At 62.6% G+C, this 18,408-nt stretch carries 24 protein-coding genes; 15 read left to right on the top strand and 9 right to left on the bottom strand.

The features are described 5' to 3' along the window. Positions 1–42: 42 nt before the first annotated feature. Positions 43–1,344, top strand: coding sequence for an adenylosuccinate lyase (purB, locus tag ACYG97_RS07410; protein WP_023734535.1), 1,302 nt, complete (start codon positions 43–45; stop codon positions 1,342–1,344). An 8-nt stretch (positions 1,345–1,352) separates the two neighbouring features. After that, complete coding sequence (locus ACYG97_RS07405) at positions 1,353–2,081, top strand: metallophosphoesterase family protein (protein WP_023734534.1); 729 nt, start codon at positions 1,353–1,355, stop codon at positions 2,079–2,081. 15 nt (positions 2,082–2,096) lie between these two features. On the opposite strand, the gene ACYG97_RS07400 is transcribed toward ACYG97_RS07405, so the two are convergent. Next, positions 2,097–2,912 (bottom strand): VOC family protein, encoded by an 816-nt coding sequence (locus tag ACYG97_RS07400; RefSeq protein WP_023726920.1) that lies wholly within the window; start codon positions 2,910–2,912, stop codon positions 2,097–2,099. 194 nt (positions 2,913–3,106) lie between these two features. Between ACYG97_RS07400 and ACYG97_RS07395 the strand changes: the two genes are divergently transcribed. Then, complete coding sequence (locus ACYG97_RS07395; protein ID WP_023694132.1) at positions 3,107–3,661, top strand: RBBP9/YdeN family alpha/beta hydrolase; 555 nt, start codon at positions 3,107–3,109, stop codon at positions 3,659–3,661. 19 nt (positions 3,662–3,680) lie between these two features. Here the strand turns inward: ACYG97_RS07395 and ACYG97_RS07390 are convergent, their stop codons facing one another. Both ACYG97_RS07390 and ACYG97_RS07385 read right to left on the bottom strand, forming a co-directional pair. Then, on the bottom strand, positions 3,681–4,454 hold the full coding sequence (locus tag ACYG97_RS07390) for an HpcH/HpaI aldolase family protein (protein ID WP_023669090.1): 774 nt from the start codon (positions 4,452–4,454) through the stop codon (positions 3,681–3,683). 127 nt (positions 4,455–4,581) lie between these two features. Continuing rightward, on the bottom strand, positions 4,582–4,902 hold the full coding sequence (locus ACYG97_RS07385; RefSeq protein ID WP_023669091.1) for a DUF1476 domain-containing protein: 321 nt from the start codon (positions 4,900–4,902) through the stop codon (positions 4,582–4,584). A 47-nt stretch (positions 4,903–4,949) separates the two neighbouring features. On the opposite strand from ACYG97_RS07385, the gene ACYG97_RS07380 reads away from it, so the two are divergent. From ACYG97_RS07380 to ACYG97_RS07355, 6 genes are all read left to right on the top strand, one after another. Next, complete coding sequence (locus tag ACYG97_RS07380; protein ID WP_280790911.1) at positions 4,950–5,072, top strand: hypothetical protein; 123 nt, start codon at positions 4,950–4,952, stop codon at positions 5,070–5,072. 105 nt (positions 5,073–5,177) lie between these two features. Further along, on the top strand, positions 5,178–5,972 hold the full coding sequence (gene purC, locus ACYG97_RS07375) for a phosphoribosylaminoimidazolesuccinocarboxamide synthase (protein ID WP_013532127.1): 795 nt from the start codon (positions 5,178–5,180) through the stop codon (positions 5,970–5,972). An 88-nt stretch (positions 5,973–6,060) separates the two neighbouring features. Further along, the gene (gene purS, locus ACYG97_RS07370) at positions 6,061–6,303 is read left to right on the top strand and encodes a phosphoribosylformylglycinamidine synthase subunit PurS (protein ID WP_023669092.1); all 243 of its coding nucleotides are present in this window, start codon (positions 6,061–6,063) and stop codon (positions 6,301–6,303) included. Position 6,304: 1 nt separating this feature from the next. After that, a complete protein-coding gene (gene purQ / locus ACYG97_RS07365; protein ID WP_023684888.1) occupies positions 6,305–6,973 on the top strand; it encodes a phosphoribosylformylglycinamidine synthase subunit PurQ in 669 nt (222 codons plus the stop codon). 41 nt (positions 6,974–7,014) lie between these two features. Beyond that, a complete protein-coding gene (locus ACYG97_RS07360) occupies positions 7,015–7,425 on the top strand; it encodes a hypothetical protein (RefSeq protein WP_023669094.1) in 411 nt (136 codons plus the stop codon). Positions 7,426–7,429: 4 nt separating this feature from the next. Further along, positions 7,430–8,074 carry a Pr6Pr family membrane protein gene (locus ACYG97_RS07355; protein ID WP_023669095.1) on the top strand — a complete coding sequence of 215 codons (645 nt, stop codon included), beginning with the start codon at positions 7,430–7,432 and terminating at the stop codon, positions 8,072–8,074. Between the two features lie 15 nt (positions 8,075–8,089). Here ACYG97_RS07355 and ACYG97_RS07350 read toward each other — a convergent pair whose 3' ends face one another. Beyond that, complete coding sequence (locus ACYG97_RS07350; RefSeq protein WP_023706460.1) at positions 8,090–8,329, bottom strand: DUF1127 domain-containing protein; 240 nt, start codon at positions 8,327–8,329, stop codon at positions 8,090–8,092. Positions 8,330–8,422: 93 nt separating this feature from the next. Here ACYG97_RS07350 and ACYG97_RS07345 point away from each other — a divergent pair, with 93 nt between their 5' ends. Further along, a complete protein-coding gene (locus tag ACYG97_RS07345) occupies positions 8,423–9,835 on the top strand; it encodes an aminotransferase-like domain-containing protein (protein WP_023734533.1) in 1,413 nt (470 codons plus the stop codon). Positions 9,836–9,877: 42 nt separating this feature from the next. Here the strand turns inward: ACYG97_RS07345 and ACYG97_RS07340 are convergent, their stop codons facing one another. Beyond that, positions 9,878–10,042 carry a hypothetical protein gene (locus ACYG97_RS07340; RefSeq protein ID WP_023669098.1) on the bottom strand — a complete coding sequence of 55 codons (165 nt, stop codon included), beginning with the start codon at positions 10,040–10,042 and terminating at the stop codon, positions 9,878–9,880. 185 nt (positions 10,043–10,227) lie between these two features. On the opposite strand from ACYG97_RS07340, the gene purL reads away from it, so the two are divergent. The 3 genes from purL to ACYG97_RS07325 all read left to right on the top strand — a co-directional run bounded on the left by purL (position 10,228) and on the right by ACYG97_RS07325 (position 13,313). Beyond that, the gene (gene purL / locus ACYG97_RS07335) at positions 10,228–12,459 is read left to right on the top strand and encodes a phosphoribosylformylglycinamidine synthase subunit PurL (RefSeq protein ID WP_023734532.1); all 2,232 of its coding nucleotides are present in this window, start codon (positions 10,228–10,230) and stop codon (positions 12,457–12,459) included. Next, positions 12,456–12,980: a hypothetical protein gene (locus tag ACYG97_RS07330; protein WP_023734531.1), complete on the top strand. Its 525-nt coding sequence runs from the start codon at positions 12,456–12,458 to the stop codon at positions 12,978–12,980. Before purL ends, ACYG97_RS07330 begins: the two co-directional genes overlap by 4 nt. 99 nt (positions 12,981–13,079) lie before the next feature. Beyond that, positions 13,080–13,313 carry a BolA/IbaG family iron-sulfur metabolism protein gene (locus ACYG97_RS07325; RefSeq protein ID WP_010909092.1) on the top strand — a complete coding sequence of 78 codons (234 nt, stop codon included), beginning with the start codon at positions 13,080–13,082 and terminating at the stop codon, positions 13,311–13,313. 12 nt (positions 13,314–13,325) lie between these two features. On the opposite strand, the gene ACYG97_RS07320 is transcribed toward ACYG97_RS07325, so the two are convergent. Beyond that, the gene (locus ACYG97_RS07320) at positions 13,326–14,159 is read right to left on the bottom strand and encodes a phosphodiester glycosidase family protein (RefSeq protein WP_023734530.1); all 834 of its coding nucleotides are present in this window, start codon (positions 14,157–14,159) and stop codon (positions 13,326–13,328) included. 160 nt (positions 14,160–14,319) lie between these two features. Between ACYG97_RS07320 and grxD the strand changes: the two genes are divergently transcribed. Then, positions 14,320–14,655 carry a Grx4 family monothiol glutaredoxin gene (gene grxD, locus ACYG97_RS07315; RefSeq protein WP_023669102.1) on the top strand — a complete coding sequence of 112 codons (336 nt, stop codon included), beginning with the start codon at positions 14,320–14,322 and terminating at the stop codon, positions 14,653–14,655. A gap of 119 nt (positions 14,656–14,774) precedes the next feature. After that, entirely contained in the window at positions 14,775–16,043 is a 1,269-nt protein-coding gene (locus ACYG97_RS07310; RefSeq protein WP_023684881.1) for a multidrug effflux MFS transporter, read from the top strand. A gap of 63 nt (positions 16,044–16,106) precedes the next feature. Here ACYG97_RS07310 and ACYG97_RS07305 read toward each other — a convergent pair whose 3' ends face one another. The 3 genes from ACYG97_RS07305 to ttcA form a co-directional block, all read right to left on the bottom strand. Next, on the bottom strand, positions 16,107–16,340 hold the full coding sequence (locus tag ACYG97_RS07305) for a hypothetical protein (RefSeq protein ID WP_245259853.1): 234 nt from the start codon (positions 16,338–16,340) through the stop codon (positions 16,107–16,109). Between the two features lie 262 nt (positions 16,341–16,602). After that, positions 16,603–17,430 (bottom strand): inositol monophosphatase family protein, encoded by an 828-nt coding sequence (locus ACYG97_RS07300; RefSeq protein WP_023684879.1) that lies wholly within the window; start codon positions 17,428–17,430, stop codon positions 16,603–16,605. Then, positions 17,420–18,307 (bottom strand): tRNA 2-thiocytidine(32) synthetase TtcA, encoded by an 888-nt coding sequence (ttcA, locus tag ACYG97_RS07295; RefSeq protein ID WP_023734529.1) that lies wholly within the window; start codon positions 18,305–18,307, stop codon positions 17,420–17,422. Before ttcA ends, ACYG97_RS07300 begins: the two co-directional genes overlap by 11 nt. Between the last annotated feature and the right edge of the window lie 101 nt (positions 18,308–18,408).

Here is an 18,408-nt window from a genome sequence, read left to right as displayed (position 1 = left end):
GTTAGGACGCGCACTTAACCACGGACACATCAGGACTGACGGATGATCCCTCGCTATTCCCGGCCGGAAATGGTCGCCATCTGGTCGCCGGAAACCCGCTTCCGCATCTGGTTCGAAATCGAGGCCCATGCCTGTGATGCGCTGGCTGAGCTCGGCGTCATCCCCAGGGAAGCCGCCAAGACCATCTGGGAAAAGGGCAATGCGGCAAAATTCGACGTCGGCAAGATCGACGAGATCGAGGCCGTCACCAAGCACGACGTCATCGCCTTCCTCACCCATCTCGCCGAATTCGTCGGGCCGGATGCGCGTTTCATCCACCAGGGCATGACCTCATCGGATGTTCTCGACACCTGCCTTGCGGTGCAGCTCGGCCGCGCCAGCGATATCCTGCTGGCCGACCTCGACGGCCTGCTCGCCGCGCTGAAGCGCCGGGCCTTCGAGCACAAGGACACCGTCACCATCGGCCGCAGCCACGGCATTCATGCCGAGCCGACCACGTTCGGCGTCAAGCTGGCGCAGGCCTATGCCGAGTTCTCACGCTGCCGCGAGCGGCTGGTGCACGCGCGAGAGGATATTGCCACCTGCGCCATATCGGGCGCGATCGGCACCTTCGCCAACATCGATCCCTATGTCGAAGAACATGTGGCGAAAAAGCTTGGGCTGAAGCCGGAGCCGGTGTCGACGCAGGTCATCCCTCGCGACCGCCATGCCATGTTCTTTGCCACGCTCGGCGTCATCGCCTCGTCGGTCGAGCGGCTGGCGACCGAGATCCGCCATCTGCAGCGCACCGAGGTGCTGGAAGCGGAAGAGTATTTTTCGCCGGGCCAGAAGGGCTCGTCGGCAATGCCGCACAAGCGCAACCCGGTGCTGACCGAAAACCTCACCGGCCTTGCCCGCATGGTGCGCTCCATGGCCTTGCCGGCGATGGAGAATGTCGCGCTCTGGCACGAGCGCGACATTTCGCATTCCTCGGTCGAGCGCATGATCGGCCCGGACGCCACGATAACACTCGATTTCGCGCTGTCGCGGTTGACCGGCGTCATCGACAAATTGCTGGTCTATCCCGACAACATGCTGAAGAACATGAACAAGTTCCGTGGCCTTGTGCATTCGCAGCGCGTGCTTTTGGCGCTGACGCAAGCCGGCGTCAGCCGCGAGGACGCCTACCGCCTGGTGCAGCGCAACGCCATGAAGGTATGGGAACATGGCGCTGATTTCCTTGAGGAATTGTTGGCCGACAAGGAAGTCACGGCAGCGCTGCCCGAAGCCGAGATCCGCGAGAAGTTCGACCTGGGCTATCACACCAAGCATGTCGATACGATCTTCAAGCGGGTTTTCGGATAGGATCTTCCATGCGGCTGGCTGTCCTTTCCGACATCCATGGGAACCTGCGCGCGCTTGAGGCGGTTCATGCGCAGATCAAAGACGCTTCTCCCGACATCATCGTCAATCTGGGCGATTGTCTTTCCGGGCCGCTATGGCCTGAAGAAACCGCGCAATATCTGATGGCGCAGAATTGGCCGACCGTGCGCGGCAATCACGACCGTGTGCTGGTCGAGCCGCCTGCTTCCGGGTTGGAAGACGTCGATGCTTTCACCCACCAACGCCTCTCCCAGGCGTCATTGACCTGGCTCTCGGCCTTGCCGGTCACCCTGTCGCCTACCCCGGACATCCTGCTTTGCCACGGCAGCCCCAGTGACGACAATGTGTTCCTGCTCGAGGAAGATGGAGGCAGCCACTTCCACCCGTCCAATGAAAAGCAGATCAGGCACAAGCTCGGCAGCGCCGGCGCCGGGCTGACCTTGTGCGGCCATACACATACGCCGCGCGTTGTGCGCTTGTCGGACAACCGGACAATCCTCAATCCGGGCAGCGTCGGCGTCCAGGCATTCCCCGGCCTGACCGTGACCGGCAGTCCGCATGCCCGCTACGCCCTCGCTACGCGCAAGGACGGACAATGGTCGTTCAGCCATCACGTGGTCAATTATGACTGGACCGAGGCGTCCAGCCGCGCGACAGCCACCGGCTTCGACAGCTGGGCGCATGGGCTGCTGACGGGCTACGCCGCCAATTCCTTGTAAGAACCGAGCGGGCGCTCAGCCGGCGGCGCCCGGCACGGTGCGGATCACCGTGCCCCACGGATCTTCCCGCGTGGTTTCAGCGGTTGTCCTGTCCGAGCGCATCTCGACCCAGGCCAGCCCTGAGCGGGACGGATCGCGGCGCCCGGCGCCGGCGCTGTGCCACGAATTGCCACCGATATGATGGTGGTAGCCTCCCGACGACAGGAACACCGCCTGCCCTCCATACTTAGCGACCGTGTCGAAGCCAAATTCGTCGTGCCACCAGGCCTCGGCATCTTCCGGCCGGCCGACGCGCAGATGGACATGGCCGACAATGCTGTTTTGCGGCGCGCCCTGCCAGCCGGCGTCACCGGCCGGCACGCTGCCAACCACGGCAGCCAGGTTCAGCCGCTCGGTCGCCATGGCGATCTTGTCGCCGTTCCACTTCCACTCCTGCGGCAGACGGTCCCTATAGATTTCAATGCCGTTGCCTTCGGGGTCGGTCAGGTAGAGAGCCTCGCTGACCAGATGGTCGGAGGCGCCCTCGATGCGGATCTTGTTGGCGGCGGCGTGGTTTATCCAGCGGCCGAGATCGGCGCGGCTGGGCAGCAGGAAAGCGGTGTGGAACAGGCCGGCGCTGCGCGGATCGTCGGGCTTGGCCGCTGCATCAGGCTCGATCACCAGCAGCGGGCGCTCGGCAGCGCCCAGCGTGATGGCGCCATCGGCGCGGCTCAATTCCTGCAGGCCGACAACAGCCCGGTAGTAATCGGCAAGTCCTTCGGCGTCGCGCGCCTTCAGGCCCACGCGTGACACGCTGACGGGGGTCGTCGCGGCAAAAGGCAGTTCGCTCATAAAACTCTCCGTTCAGCGCATTATCCCAGGCCGCGCCACCAGTCTATTCTGTCGTCCATCTCTTCCTGCCTCAAATCGTCGATCCTGATCGTTCACACAAGATGGAAAGAATCGAACAGGTTGTTCACAATTGTGATGCACCGCATGCGTCAGCGCGGGTTGCACGAGACACGGCCGCTCGCTATCTCAGCGCCATGAAAGTCAAAGACGCAGATATTCTGATCGTGCCGGGCTACACCAATTCCGGCCCCCAACACTGGCAGACACGCTGGCAGTCGAAACTGTCGACGGCGCGCCGGGTCGAGCAGGCGGAGTGGTCGAAGCCGGTGCGCGAGGACTGGACGGCGAGCGTGGCGAACGCTGTCAACGAGGCCGAGCGGCCGGTGGTGATCGTTGCCCATTCCCTGGGCGTGGCGGCCGCGGTGCAGGCCATTCCGCAGTTCAGGAAGCCGGTCGCCGGTGCGTTCTTTGTCGCGCCGCCCGACGTCGCCAACCCGGAGATAAGGCCGCGTCACCTGATGACCTTTGGCCCCTATGCACGCGAACCGCTGCCCTTCCCGTCCATCGTCATCGCCAGCCGCAACGATCCGTTCTGCGCCTTCGAGGTTGCCGAGGACATTGCCGGCGCCTGGGGTTCGCTGTTCATCGATGCCGGCGAAACCGGTCACCTCAATGAGGATGCCGGCTTCGGCCCGTGGCCGGAAGGGTCGATGACCTTCGCCAAGTTCCTGACCGACCTCAAGGCCTGACCGGGCAAGGCACCACGCCTCAGCCCTTGATCGAATCGTTCATGCTTTTGATGAGTATCTTTGCGCCGAGCGAAATCAGCGCATGGTCCGAGCCCATCGCCAGCAGCCGGTAGCCCATCGCCACGACGCGGCCGGCAATCGCCGGCTCAACGACGTAGATTGCCGCATGCTTGCCCGCCTTGCGCGTCCGCTCGGCGATGGAGGCGACGGTTTCCATCATGCTTTCCAGCGTCGAATTGACGGTGGCGCCATTCGACCAGGCGATGGAGAAATCCGATGGGCCGAGGAAGATGCCGTCAATGCCCGGCGTGTCGAGGATGCCGTCCAGCGCATCGAGTGCGGCGCGCGTTTCGACCATGGCAAAGGCCATGGTGCGTTGATTGGTGTCGCGCAGCCATTCGGCGTGGTCGCCTTTGCCATGGCGCGGAAAAGCATAGGTCGGGCCCCAGGAGCGCTCGCCCATCGGCGGATATTTCATCGCCGCGGCAAAGAGTTTTGCATCGGCCACCGAATTCACCATCGGTGCAATCACCGCCTCGGCACCGAAATCGAGGGCGCGGCTGGCCATGTCGAAGCGGCCGACCGGAATGCGCACCAGCGCCGGCTTGTTGGCGGCCAGCACCGGCACCAGGCCGCGCAAGACCGAGTCTTCGTGGTGTCCGCCATGCTGCATATCGAGGGTGACGGCGTCAAAACCCTGCTTGGCGATGATTTCGACCGTCAAAGCGTCCGGAACGCCGGACCAGGCGGTGAACAGCGTTTCATCCGCCGCCAGGCGTGACTTCAGGGACATGGGTGCTTTCCTCGTTGGGTAGAGCCTTGTAACAGGCCTACGCACAGTTTCAGCCGGAAAAGGCTGAAAAGGCAAAGAAAAACCGCCCGGCTGGACCGGGCGGTCGATTGGTCCAGCGCTACTCGCTCTAGGTGTTCTTGATCTGCTCGATCGCCTGCGCCATCAGTTCGTCCATGGTGCGGCGGATCTGGTGATCCGACTGGTCGACGCCGGCGGCGTCGAAATCCTTGCGGATCTTGCGGAATACGTCGTGATCGCCGGCTTCCTCGATATCGGAAACCACAACTTCCTTGGCATAGGCGTCGGCGTCAGTGCCGGATTTGCCCAGCTTTTCGGCGGCCCACAGACCGAGCGCCTTGTTGCGGCGTGCGGAAGCCTTGAAGCGAAGTTCTTCGTCGAAGGCGAATTTGCGCTCAAAACCCTCTTCGCGGTCTTTCATGCTGCTCATGGCTTCCCTCCGATGAAATCGATTCGCGTTGGCGATGGATATGTGTGTTGCCGCAGCACAAACCAAAAGGGCGCGGGCCGGTCAATATGCTACATCACTTGCTGCGCTGCGGCATTTCATTCCTGAAAGCGGTCGATGGAAAGGATTTGCCGATTGAGCAAACGCTGTGATTGGGATAGACCCGGCATTGAACCCCACCCGTCGCCGCACCAATTTAGGCAGACGGACAGGAACTGGTCGCTTGCCGCCTGCCCGCAAATCCAGAGAAAAATCAGATGAAAAATCGCCGCCGCATTTATGAAGGCAAGGCCAAGATCCTCTATGAGGGACCGGAACCGGGCACACTTATCCAGTTCTTCAAGGATGATGCGACCGCATTCAACAAGAAGAAGCACGAGGTCATCGACGGCAAGGGGGTGCTCAACAACCGCATCTCCGAATATATTTTCAACCATCTGAACCGCATGGGCATTCCGACCCACTTCATCCGCCGGCTCAACATGCGCGAGCAGTTGATCAAGGAAGTCGAGATCATTCCGCTCGAAGTGGTGGTGCGCAATGTCGCCGCCGGCTCGCTGTCCAAGCGCCTCGGCATCGAGGAAGGCACCGTTCTGCCGCGCTCGATCATCGAATTCTATTATAAGGCCGATGCGCTCGACGATCCGATGGTGTCGGAAGAGCACATCACCGCTTTCGGCTGGGCAAGCCCGCAGGAGATCGACGACGTCATGGCGCTGGCCATCCGCGTCAACGACTTCCTCTCCGGCCTGTTCATGGGTGTCGGCATCCAACTCGTGGATTTCAAGATCGAATGCGGCCGCCTGTTCGAGGGCGACATGATGCGCATCGTCGTTGCCGACGAGATCTCGCCGGATTCGTGCCGGCTGTGGGACGTGGCAACGCAGGACAAGCTCGACAAGGACCGTTTCCGCCGCGATATGGGCGGCCTCGTCGAAGCCTATCAGGAAGTTGCCCGCCGCCTTGGCATCATGAACGAGAACGAGCCGCCGCGCCCGACCGGCCCGGTGCTCGTCGCCTCGACCGACGGCCTCAAAGGCAAGCCGCACTAAGTCTTCATTTCTTGACGCAATTCCGGACGGAAAACCGCTTCAGACTTTTCCTGGAATTGCTAAGTCTTCGAACAGGAACCTGTCCAGCATGATCAAGGCCCGCATCACCGTCACCCTCAAGAACGGCGTGCTCGACCCGCAGGGAAAAGCCATAGAGCACGCTCTGTCCGGACTGGGGTTCGGCGGCGTCGGCCAGGTGCGGCAGGGCAAGGTCTTCGACCTCGAGCTCTCGGAGACCGACAAGGCCAAGGCTGAAGCCGATCTGAAAGCCATGTGCGACAAGCTGCTGGCGAACACGGTGATCGAGAATTACGCGGTGGAGATCGCTTGATATGAAATCAGCTGTCGTTCTTCTCCCCGGCCTCAACCGCGACCGCGACATGATTGCGGCGCTGACCAAGATCTCCGGGCAGGCGCCGGCGACCGTCTGGCAGACCGACACCGAAATCCCCGATGTCGACCTGATCGCCATTCCCGGCGGCTTCTCCTTCGGCGATTATCTGCGCTGCGGCGCGATTGCCGCGCGGATGCCGGTGATGCGGGCAGTCGCTGAAAAGGCCGCCAAGGGCGTCATGGTCATTGGCGTCTGCAACGGGTTCCAGATTCTGGTCGAGGCCGGCCTGCTGCCCGGCGCGCTGATGCGCAATGCTTCGCTGAAATTCGTTTGCCGTGAGGTGAAGCTGCAGATCGCCAACGCCAACACCATGTTCACCCGCCGCTATCAGCCGGGCCAAATCATCCGCACGCCGGTTGCGCATCATGACGGCAATTATTTCGCCGATGCCGACACGCTTGCGCGCCTCGAGGGCGAAGGACAGGTTGTGTTCCGCTATGCCGAAGGCACCAATCCCAATGGCTCGATCAACGACATTGCCGGCATCATCAGCGAGAAGGGCAATGTGCTCGGCCTGATGCCGCATCCGGAAAACCTGATCGAGGCCGCGCATGGCGGCAGTGACGGCCGGGCGCTGTTCGAAGGCGCACTCGGCATCGCCGCCTGATATCTCTTCGAATTCCTTTCAAAACACGGGGGCGGTTGACCATGAGACTGACGATTGTTCGCCTAGGTCCCCTGGCTGCTGCCGGCTTGGCGTTGGCGTCCTGCCAGTCCAGCCCGAAGAGCGCGCCGGTCCCCACGGGCAAGAGCGCTTCGCTGCTGGCCATGGAACAGGTAGCGATATCGGCCCACAAATGCTGGATCGCCAGCAAGGATCCCGCCTTCAAATCCTATCAGATGGCCAATGAGCTGAATTCGTTCAGCGGCACGCCCCGCTTCCTGCTGGTGCCGGCCAAGCATTATGGCGGCAAGCCGCTGCTGGTCGTCCAGGCGCAAGGCAATTCCAGCCGCGTCGACGTGTTCGGTCCGCTGATGGACGATCCGCTCGGCGCGCGCATCGGATCCGACATTGCGCGCTGGCAAACGGGCAACCCCTCCTGCAACGCGGCCGCCTGACGCCATGGGCCGCTTCCTGCAGTTTGCGGGATTGATCATCGGTCTGGCCGGGCTTGTCCTGCAAGCGTGCATCACCATCCCGGCATCGATGGAAGCCGGCCGCAGTTTTCTCGGCTCCATCGTCTTTCTGTTCAGCTTCTTCACCATCCTGACCAACATCGGTGCAGTGCTGGTCCACGTCTCGCTGCTGTCGCCTTCGGGCTACGCCTGGCTGCCGGCCTTTGCCGGGCCGCGGATGCGGGCGGGCGTGGCGGCTTCCATCGCCCTGGTCTTCATCGTCTACGCGACAGTTCTGGCGCAGCTCTGGCAGCCGCAGGGGCTGTTCCTGCTCTGTGACGTGCTGCTGCACTATGTGACGCCGGTGCTGTTCGTGCTGTGGTGGCTTGTTGCAGGCGCTGACGGCAGGACACGCTGGAGCGACATTTCGTGGTGGATGGCCTTTCCGATCGCCTATCTCGCCTATGCGCTGGCGCGCGCACCGATCGCAGGCGAAGTGCCCTACCCGTTCCTCGACGTTGCGAAAAACGGCGCGGCCAGCGTCGCCCTTGCGGCGCTGGCCGTCACCGGTGTTTTCCTGGTGCTGTGCATCCTCGCCGTGCTTGCCGATAGGGGCGTCTCACGCCTCAGGGCTCCGCGCACCCGTCGTTGACGAACCGGCTCCGGGTCAGTCCCAGAGCCGTCGGATCCCTTCACGGTAGGCGTCGCCACGCGAAACACCGATATCCCTGAGCTGCTCGTCGGTCATTTCCAGCAAGGCCAGGCGGCCGCGACGGCGCTCGATCAACGCTTCGATCCATCGCGCCAGCGATCTGACCACATGCACGATCCGGCCGACAAAGCCTCGCCGGCTGGACGGCCCGACCAATTCAATGCCGGCGCAGCGGATTGTCTCGATTGTATCCATTGTTTTTCTGCCAACCTTGCAAATTGTACCCATCTTGGTACGGTTCTGATATGCATTGACACCCGATCTGGTGCAATATACAGAATTGTCACCATGACAAATTGGCTCCCTGACCTCACCATCGGTTCCGGCCCGCTTTACCAGCGCCTTGCCGACAGCATCGAATCGGACATCGACAAGGGCGTTATCGATGCCGGGGCAAAATTGCCGCCGCAGCGCGATCTCGCCTATGACATCGGCACGACGGTCGGCACGATCGGCCGGGCCTATCAGCTGCTGCGCGAACGCGGGCTGGTGAGCGGCGAAGTCGGACGCGGGACCTATGTGCTGGCGCAGCAATCGGAAGCGGCGTCACCCGAATTCGCCGAGCCGGCCGTGCAAGGCACGCGCTATGTCGATGCACCGCCCGGCAAGCTGCGTTTCGACAGCACTGCCGCGCCCGACATCGGCCAGGGCGCCATTGTCGCTGACATGCTCTCGCGCACGGTGCAGGATCACCCGCACGAGATTTCGAGCTACACCAGGGATTTTCCGGAGCGCTGGTTCGAGGCCGGCGCCCGCTGGCTGTCGCGCAATTCGTTCCGTCCGGCGGCCGACACCATCGTTCCCACGCTTGGCACACATGCCGCGGTGATGGCGGCGATTGCGGCACTGACCACACCGGGCGACTATGTCGCCTTCGAGCACCTCACCTATTCGCAGATCGCCCGCAGCGCCGGGCTGATCGGGCGGCGCATAGCACTGGTGGCATCGGACGAAGAAGGCCTCGATCCCGAGGATTTCGAACGCGTCTGCGCGCAAAAGCACCCGAAGATGATCTTCCTGATGCCGACGGTGCAGAACCCGACGTTGGCGATCCTGTCGGTTTCGCGCCGCGAGGCGATCGCTCGTGTCGCGCGCGCGTACAATGTCATCGTCATCGAGGACGATCTCTATGGCGGCCTGACCGAAGATCCGACGCCGCTCATCGCCGAATATGCACCCGAGCGCACCATTGTCGCCGGCGGTCTGTCGAAATCGGTCGCGGCAGGTGTTCGCGGCGGCTGGCTCTCCTGCCCGCCCGCCTATCGCCATCGCATCCGCGTCGCCCACAAGATGATGACCGGCGGGATGCCGTTCCTGCTGGCGGAGGTGAATGCGCGGCTGGTGCTGTCTGGGCAGGCTGGCGATATCCGCAAACGCAGCATTGCCGAAATTGCCGCCCGCATCGCCATCGTGCGCGAGACACTGGCGGGTTTCGCCTTCAAGTCACACGGCAGCGTGCCCTTCGTCTGGCTGACGCTGCCCGATCCCTGGCTGTCCGGCACGTTCAGGAGCGCATGCCTCGAAAATGGCGTGCTCCTCGACGACGAGGACGAGTTCAAGGCGGGGCGTTCCGAGCAGGTTTTTCACGGCGTGCGTTTCGGCGTCTCGCAGCCAAGGCGGCGCGAGGACATCACCGGCGGCGTCGCGGTGATCCGGCGGCTGCTGGAGGAAGGCCGCGCCGGCTACGACAGGTCGTCCTGAATCGTTGGCGCCAAACCGTGCCCCTGCGTACCGATCTCAGGTTCAGCCCTCTGCCTTGAAGTTTTTGGCTTCCTTCGCGCCCTTGTCCTTGCCGTGCTTCTCGGCCAGGTCCTTGGCCTGCTTGGGCGAAACGTCGGTGGTCTCGGCAATATGCATGGCCTCCTTGTCGGAGAGGCGATTGTCTTTCTTGCCTTGCTTGGTGGCCATGTCGAAATCTCCTGATTGGTTTGAGGCCTAACGGCCGGGATGCCATAGCGTTCCCCAACGGCGCCCCGCTACCATCGTCGCCTTGTGTTTTCCGGCGTTTTTCGTCATCCGATGGGGTGTATCACGCCAAAGCTTGCGATATGAGGGACTCAAATTCCCTCTCCCATGGACACCAATCGCCGCCCATGACCATTTCTAATTCCGTGCCGATCACCCCGGAACTCATAGCCGCGCATGGGCTCAAGCCCGACGAATACCAGCGCATCCTCGATCTGGTCGGGCGCGAACCGAGCTTTACCGAACTCGGCATCTTCTCGGCGATGTGGAATGAGCACTGCTCCTACAAATCCTCGAAGAAATGGCTGCGCACGCTGCCGACCACCGGGCCGCAGGTCATCCAGGGTCCGGGCGAGAATGCCGGCGTGGTCGATATCGGCGATGGCGACTGCGTCGTCTTCAAGATGGAGAGCCACAACCATCCCTCCTACATCGAGCCCTACCAGGGTGCGGCGACCGGCGTCGGCGGCATATTGCGCGACGTCTTCACCATGGGCGCGCGGCCGATTGCGGCGATGAACGCTTTGCGCTTCGGCGCACCGGACCATCCCAAGACCAGGCACCTGGTCAGCGGCGTGGTTTCCGGCGTCGGAGGATACGGCAACGCCTTTGGCGTGCCGACCGTCGGCGGCGAGGTCAATTTCGACGCCCGCTACAACGGCAACATCCTGGTCAACGCCTTTGCCGCCGGCCTCGCCAAGACAGATGCGATCTTCCTGTCGGAAGCCAAGGGCGTCGGCCTGCCGGTCGTCTATCTCGGCGCCAAGACCGGCCGCGACGGCGTCGGCGGCGCCACGATGGCCTCGGCCGAGTTCGACGACAAGATCGACGAGAAGCGCCCGACCGTGCAGGTCGGCGATCCCTTCACCGAAAAATGCCTGCTCGAAGCCTGCCTTGAGCTGATGGCGTCCGGCGCCGTCATCGCCATCCAGGACATGGGTGCGGCCGGCCTCACCTGTTCGGCGGTCGAGATGGGCGCCAAGGGCGACCTCGGCATCGAGCTTCACCTCGACCAGGTGCCGGTGCGCGAAGAGCGCATGAGCGCCTATGAGATGATGCTGTCGGAGAGCCAGGAGCGCATGCTGATGGTGCTGCGCCCCGAGAAGGAAAAGGAAGCCGAGGCGATCTTCCACAAATGGGGCCTCGACTTCGCCATTGTCGGCAAGACCACCGACGATCTGCGCTTCCGCGTCATTCACCAGGGTGACGAGGTCGCCAATCTGCCGATCAAGGACCTTGGCGACAAGGCGCCGGAATATGACCGCCCCTGGGTCGAGCCGAAGAAGCCTGCGGCGCTTGCCGCCGGCGATGCGCCGAAGGCCGATGTCGCCGATGCGCTGTTGAAACTGCTCGGCGGGCCGGACCTGTCGTCGCGCCGGTGGGTGTGGGAGCAGTACGACACGCTGATCCAGGGCAATTCGCTGCAGCTTCCGGGCGGCGACGCCGGCGTTGTGCGCGTCGAAGGCCATCCGACCAAGGCGCTCGCCTTCTCCTCCGACGTGACGCCGCGCTATTGCGAGGCCGACCCGTATGAAGGCGGCAAGCAGGCTGTGGCCGAATGCTGGCGCAACCTTACCGCCACCGGCGCGCTGCCGCTGGCGGCGACGGACAACCTCAATTTCGGCAATCCGGAACGGCCTGAGATCATGGGCCAACTGGTCGGCGCGGTGAAAGGCATTGGCGATGCCTGCCGCGCGCTCGGCTTCCCGATCGTGTCGGGCAATGTCTCGCTCTACAATGAAACCAACGGCCAGGGCATCCTGCCGACGCCGACCATCGGCGGCGTCGGGCTGATTGCCGACTGGTCGAAGATGACCCGTATCGGCTTTGCCGCCGAGGGCCAGATGATCCTGCTGGTCGGCGCGCCCCCAAGCTGGGGCAGCCATCTCGGCCAGTCCGCCTATTTCAGAGACATTCACGGTCGGACCGACGGGCCGCCGCCACCCGTCGACCTCGCCCATGAAAAGCGCGTCGGCGACCACGTGCGCGCGCTGATCGCGTCGGGCGTCGTGACCGCGGCGCATGACCTTTCCGATGGCGGCTTGGCGATAGCCCTGGCCGAGATGGCGATGGCGTCCGGCATAGGCGCCACAATTCCGGGGCTCGCCGGCACCGACCCGATCCCGGTCTGGTTCGGCGAAGACCAGGGCCGCTACCTGCTGACGCTGTCCGTCGATCCGCAGAGCAAGGAATGGGACGCCATCCGCGAGGAACAGAGCAAGCTCGGCATCTTTGCGCCATGGATCGGCTCGACCGGTGGAAACGAACTGAAGCTCGGCGATGCCAGGGCGATCCCGGTCAGCGAATTGACTGCCGCCCACGAAGGCTGGTTCCCGAACTTCATGGACAAGTCCATTTGACCAGCCTGGCAGCCCGGACGCTGATCGCAGTCGTCTTCTGGCCGTCGCTGTTCTTCTTCTGGTTCCTCGGGCCGTTCGTCTTTTTCCTGCTGTCGACGACCTCGAGCGAGGTCTGTCCGCTGCTGGAAAGGCGTGAACAGTTCCTTGAGGCGGCCAATGGCACACTGCCGATGCTGGCCTTGCAAAGCCTGATCTACGCGATCCCCATCGTCTGCCTGGTGCTGTGGAGCCGCCTTTTGCCGAACCCGGCGCGCGCAAGGCATGTCGCCACCTGCATCAACCTCTTTGCCGTTGCGGTCATTACGGGCGCGCTGTGGGAATACGGCTCATCGCTGATCTGCGACGGCAATGGCCAACCATTCTTTTCGCCCCTGTGGCAGATGACCAGCTATCTCCCGATCATCAACCTGGCGCTCAACATCCCGCTCTATGTCCTGGTGTTCAGCCTTGGCCGGGGGTTCTCGACCCGCGACGACATTACCGAAGATGGTGTGGTTCACCCGCGGCAGGATGGCACTTAGACACTGCGTCGCCGACAGAACGGCTTCAACCCGGACCAGAAAGGCTTTAGGCTGCCGTGCGAGTCACTCGTGCCTAGCCGCCCAGAACAGGATTTTGCCATGGCAATGGATGCCCACGACATCGAAAAACTGATCAAGGACGGCATTCCGGACGCCAAGGTGACGATCCGCGACCTCGCCGGTGACGGCGATCACTATGCAGCCGAAGTGGTGGCCGAAAGCTTCCGCGGAAAGAGCCGCGTCCAGCAGCACCAAATGGTCTATGATGCGCTGAAGGGCAATATGGGCGGCGTGCTGCACGCGCTGGCCCTGCAGACCAGCGTGCCGGACTGAAGCCAGACTGGCCTACTGTTTCTGCGGCTGCTTCGCCGACACTGACGTGATCGGCTTCGCCGACACTGAGATGATCGGGCCCGCCGGGTATTTTCCGCCGACGATCATTCTTTTCCCATCCGACAGCGCGGAGACCGCGCCGTCGAGGAACAGCGCGTTGCGGCATTGTAGCGCGTCGCGAAACAGCCGCGCAAAGCTGCCGAAACTGACCTCAGACCGCGAGATCGCCAGCAAAACGGTGTTTTCATCGCGCACGCCGACGCCGTTGCGGATGTAGCGCGAGGTTCCGTTCGGCTCGAAGCGTGGGTGAATCTTGCCATTGATCACCAGCATCGGGCCGGACTGCGTGGCGAAGGCAACATCGCGTTTGGTGACCGCATAGGCGTTGCTTTCCATGACAGCCGCCTTGCCGTCCTTGCCCACCAGAAAAACGCCGTTCGGTTTCAGGAAGAAATTGGCTTCGCCGTCGGCAAGATTGAGCCGTGACTTTTCGCTGCCGTCCTCGACCAGGAGCCCGACCGGCGACAAATCCTCGTGATACATGCCGCCATTCATGGCGAGCAGCACCGGCCTCCCCTCGCCCGCAACAGCCTTGTCGAAGGCTTCGAGCGAACCAAAAGGCTTGCCATCGGCGCCGGCGTGGAAAACACCGATGCTGTCGGCGCGAAGATCGATCTCGCAAACGACATAGGTCACCGCCTCGAAGGCGACATTCCGGCAAGGCGCGGGCAGGTCACCGCCAATGACCAGCGGCGGCGGCTCCGGGCGTCTCGGCCACCAGACAACGGCAATCGCCGCCAGCAGGATGGCGATCGGAAGGGCGGCGCCATATCGTCTTTTCATCATGTTCCGAAGGTTGCAATCGGCTCGGATGCTTGGCCCAAGACAGGCGATCCTTTGCGCCATTTCCGCGACGGCGGCGCAAACATCTTGTTTCGGCCCATCTATGGGTTTATTTGATGGCTATGCTTCGAGCCTGACTCCCACAGGCGTGAAAGGATATCTCATGAGCGGCATCAACGACTACATCGACAGCGAAGTGAAGGGCAACGACGTCGTCCTTTTCATGAAGGGCACGCCCGGTTTTCCGCAGTGCGGCTTTTCCGGCCAGGTCGTCCAGATCCTCGATTACATCGGCGCCGACTATAAGGGCGTCGACGTGCTGACCTCGGCCGAACTGCGCCAGGGCATCAAGGAATATTCGAACTGGCCGACGATCCCCCAGCTCTACGTCAAGGGCGAATTCGTTGGCGGCTGCGACATCATCCGCGAAATGTTCCAGGCGGGCGAGTTGCAGACGTTGCTCGTCGACAAGGGCGTCAGCGTCAAAGCGACAGCCTGATTCTGAGTTGAGACGGGGCAAGCCCCGCCCCGGCAAAATGTTACCTCCCCCTATCGGAGTGAGGACGAACTTATGCGCCGGCATGCCGGCGCATATTCGTTTTGAAGATCGGACCCGCCGTGGACCAGCCAGCAAAAGCGCCGCAACAGGCACGCAAATTGCCTATTCCGCGCTGGGAATTCATCGCGCTGTGCGCGGCACTGATGGCGTTGAACTCGCTGGCCATCGACATCATGCTGCCGGCACTGCAGCAAATCGGCGCCACGCTTGGCGTTGAGAATGAAAACCACCGCCAGTATGTGATCACCGCCTATATATTGGGCTTCGGTGGCGGACAGCTTTTCTTCGGACCGATCTCGGACCGGTTCGGGCGCCGCGCGCCGCTCGTTGCCGGGCTGGCGATTTATGTCGTGGCGGCGGCAGCTGCCGCCATCGCCCCGTCATTCGCCGTCCTGCTGCTGTGCCGGCTGGTGCAAGGCATCGGTGCGGCGGCGACCCGCGTCATCGCCGTCTCGATCGTGCGCGACACGTTCGACGGTCGGCGCATGGCCGAGGTGATGTCTCTGATCTTCATGGTGTTCATGGCCATCCCGGTGATCGCGCCTGGGATCGGCCAGTTCATCATGCTGTTCGCAACATGGCACTGGATCTTCGTCACCATGGCCGTCGGAGCGCTGATCGTGTCGGCGTGGTCGCTGCTGCGGCTGCCGGAGACGCTGCATCCGGAGTACCGCCGGCCGCTGACAGTCTCATCCGTCGTCGGTGGTTTCCGCATCGTGCTCACCAACCGAATGGCGCTTTGCTACGCCTTTGCCAGCACCTTCATTTTCGCCGCCATGTTCGGCTTCATCGCCTCCGCACAGCAGATCTATGTCGACATTTTTCATGTCGGCGAATTGTTTCCTGTCATCTTCGCGGGTGTCGCCGGCGTTCTCGCTTTTTCGAACTACCTCAACTCGCGCCTGGTCGGCCGCATCGGCATGCGCCGCCTGTCGCAGAGCGCACTGCTGTTGTTCCTGGTGATCAGCCTTGCCTGGCTCACCGTTTCGCTTCAAATGAAGATGCCACTCTGGCTGTTCATCACCTTCTTCGCCAGTGCGATGCTCCCGTTCGGCGCGCTCGGCGCCAATTTCAACGCGCTCGCGATGGAGCCGCTCGGCCAACTGGCGGGCACCGCCTCGTCCATCCTGGGCTTCATGCAGACTTTTCTCGGCGGCATCCTCGGCACGCTGATCGGCCAGGCCTTCAACGGCACGGTGACGCCGCTTGCCGCCGGCTTCTGCAGCGTCTCGGTCGCGGCCCTCCTGATGATCCTGATCGCCGAGCGCGGCAAGATGTTCCAGCCGCACAACCCACCCATTTCAGGGCACGTCACCGACCTGCATTGAGCAACTGTTCTGCGCTACGAGTTTTATTTGTCTCAGACCGCAGCCACCTTCAAGCGACGCGTTTCAGGATGCGCCGCCAATCACTGCCGTGAAACGAGGGAACAGCGGGCGCCCTGCGATGGCGCCACCCATGCTGTCCGAAAGAGGCATCGGCAGAGCCTTGTCGAGAGCTTCGAGCACGGATGACACAAAGACCCGGTTGAGCGAGGCATCATCTCCCATATGGGAGAAAGTGGCGCGCGGTTTGCCCATCAGCGTGCCGTTTTTGCGAATTGAGAAACTCAGCGTCAGGGTCATGCCAGCACTTCCAGGCGGCGGCTGCCAACAGGCAAAGATCGCGGAAAACATCTCGTCTATGGTATCGACGGGATCGCGACTGCCGCACGCGCGTTCCTGCGATCTTGCCTCAGTGGCGCCAGCGGCGGCCAAGGCAAGTGCAAGCGCCGTTGCAACAATTGCGGACCGATGTTTCATTTCGCAGCTTCCGACTTCGCGAGAGATTGGACACTATAACAGAGCCAATATACTTGACGAAAGCCTCTACCAGCAGTTGGACCGATTATTGCGCCCAGAGTTCCCTGCGCAACTCCTGCCAGCTTTCCTTGTCCGGGGCGACAAGAATGCCGCCGTCGATATGCGAGGGCAGATAGGCGCTGCCGTCGATCCGCGCGGTGTAGCCGCCGGCCTCGGCGTGGATCAGCACACCGACCAGATGGTCCCACGGCATCAGTTTGTTGTAGACGACGAAATGGGCATGGCCGCTGGCCAGAAGACGGTATTCATGTGCCGCGCAGCGATAGCCGAACTGCGACAGGGTCTTGGTCTGGTTGCGCGCCAGGAGCGAGCGTTGCGGTTCCGCCAGATATTGCCAGGAGACGGAGCCGGTCATCTGCGAGATCGGCACGGCATCGGCGACATGCACCGTCTCCAGCGCGCCATGCGCATGGCGGATATGGCTGCCGGCGCCCTTGGCGCCGATTAGCCAGTCCCGGCCTACGGGGTCATGGATGATACCGGCGACGGTTTCGCCCTTGACGACGACGCTCAGCATGACGCCGAAGAGCGGCACGCCGGAGGCGAAGTTGAAGGTGCCGTCGACCGGGTCGACGACGAAGGCGAGGTCGGCATCGCCGAGCCCCTGAAGCAGCGCCGGATTGTCGGAACAGGCTTCCTCGCCGACGATCATCGCCGTGGGATAGCGCTCGCGCAGCCTGGCCGTGATCAGCCGCTCGGCGTTGATGTCGGCCTCGGTCACCAGGTCGGCAGCCGAGGTCTTCTGTCTGATGTCGCCCTCACCCAGCCGGCGGAAGCGCGGCATGATTTCGGCCCTGGCTGCATCGGCGAGAAGCTCGGCCAGCCAGTCGATCGCTTGGTCGTCAAATATCATCGGAAATGTCTTGTCCTGTGCTGAGGCTGCCATTGAGGGCGGCAAAGTCGAACAGCTTTCTGTCGAGCAGATGCGACGGCCTGGTGTTGGACAGCGCGCGCAGCATCGTGTCCTTGCGGCCCGGCATGCGCTTTTCCATGTCGTCCAGCATCGCCTTCATGGCGTTGCGCTGCAGGCCTTCCTGGCTGCCGCAGAGATCGCAGGGAATGATCGGGAATTTCATAGCGGCCGCGAATTTTTCCAGATCGACCTCGGCGCAGTAGCTCAGCGGCCGCAGCACCATGATGTCACCGTCGTCATTGAGCAGCTTTGGCGGCATGGCGGCAAGGCGGCCGCCATGGAATAGATTCATGAAGAAGGTTTCGAGAATGTCCTCGCGGTGGTGGCCGAGCACCAGCGCCGAACAGCCCTCCTCGCGCGCGATGCGATAGAGATGGCCGCGCCGCAGCCGCGAGCACAGCGAGCAATAGGTGCTGCCCTGAGGCAGCTTGTCGGTGACCACCGAATAGGTGTCCTGATACTCGATGCGATGGGGAATGCGATGCGCATCGAGGTAATCGGGCAAAATGTGCTTCGGGAAATTCGGCTGGCCCTGGTCGAGATTGCAGGCCAGCAGCTCGACCGGCAGTAGCCCGCGCCATTTGAGATCGAGCAGCACGGCCAGCAGGCCGTAGGAATCCTTGCCGCCGGACAAAGCGACAAGCCAACGGTCGCCGGGCCTCGTCATGGCGAAATCCTCGACCGCCTGGCGGGTCAACCGCAACAGCCGCTTACGCAGTTTGTTGAACTCGACGGAAGACGGCACGTCGGCAAACAGCGGATGGAAGCCGCCTTCAGCAATCGGTTCAACTGTTTCGATGTCTGCCAGCATGTTCATGGCTTGTCGCTTTCCATAGCCGAGAGTGCCGGATTAGCGGACATGGCCGACAAAGAAAAGGCCGCCTCGACGGGCGGCCCTTTCCGGTATCGCAGAAAAGC

This window comes from Mesorhizobium sp. W067 (assembly GCF_054719525.1).
Note: the sequence above shows the minus strand (reverse complement) of the source record. Positions and strands in the feature narration are given on the sequence as shown.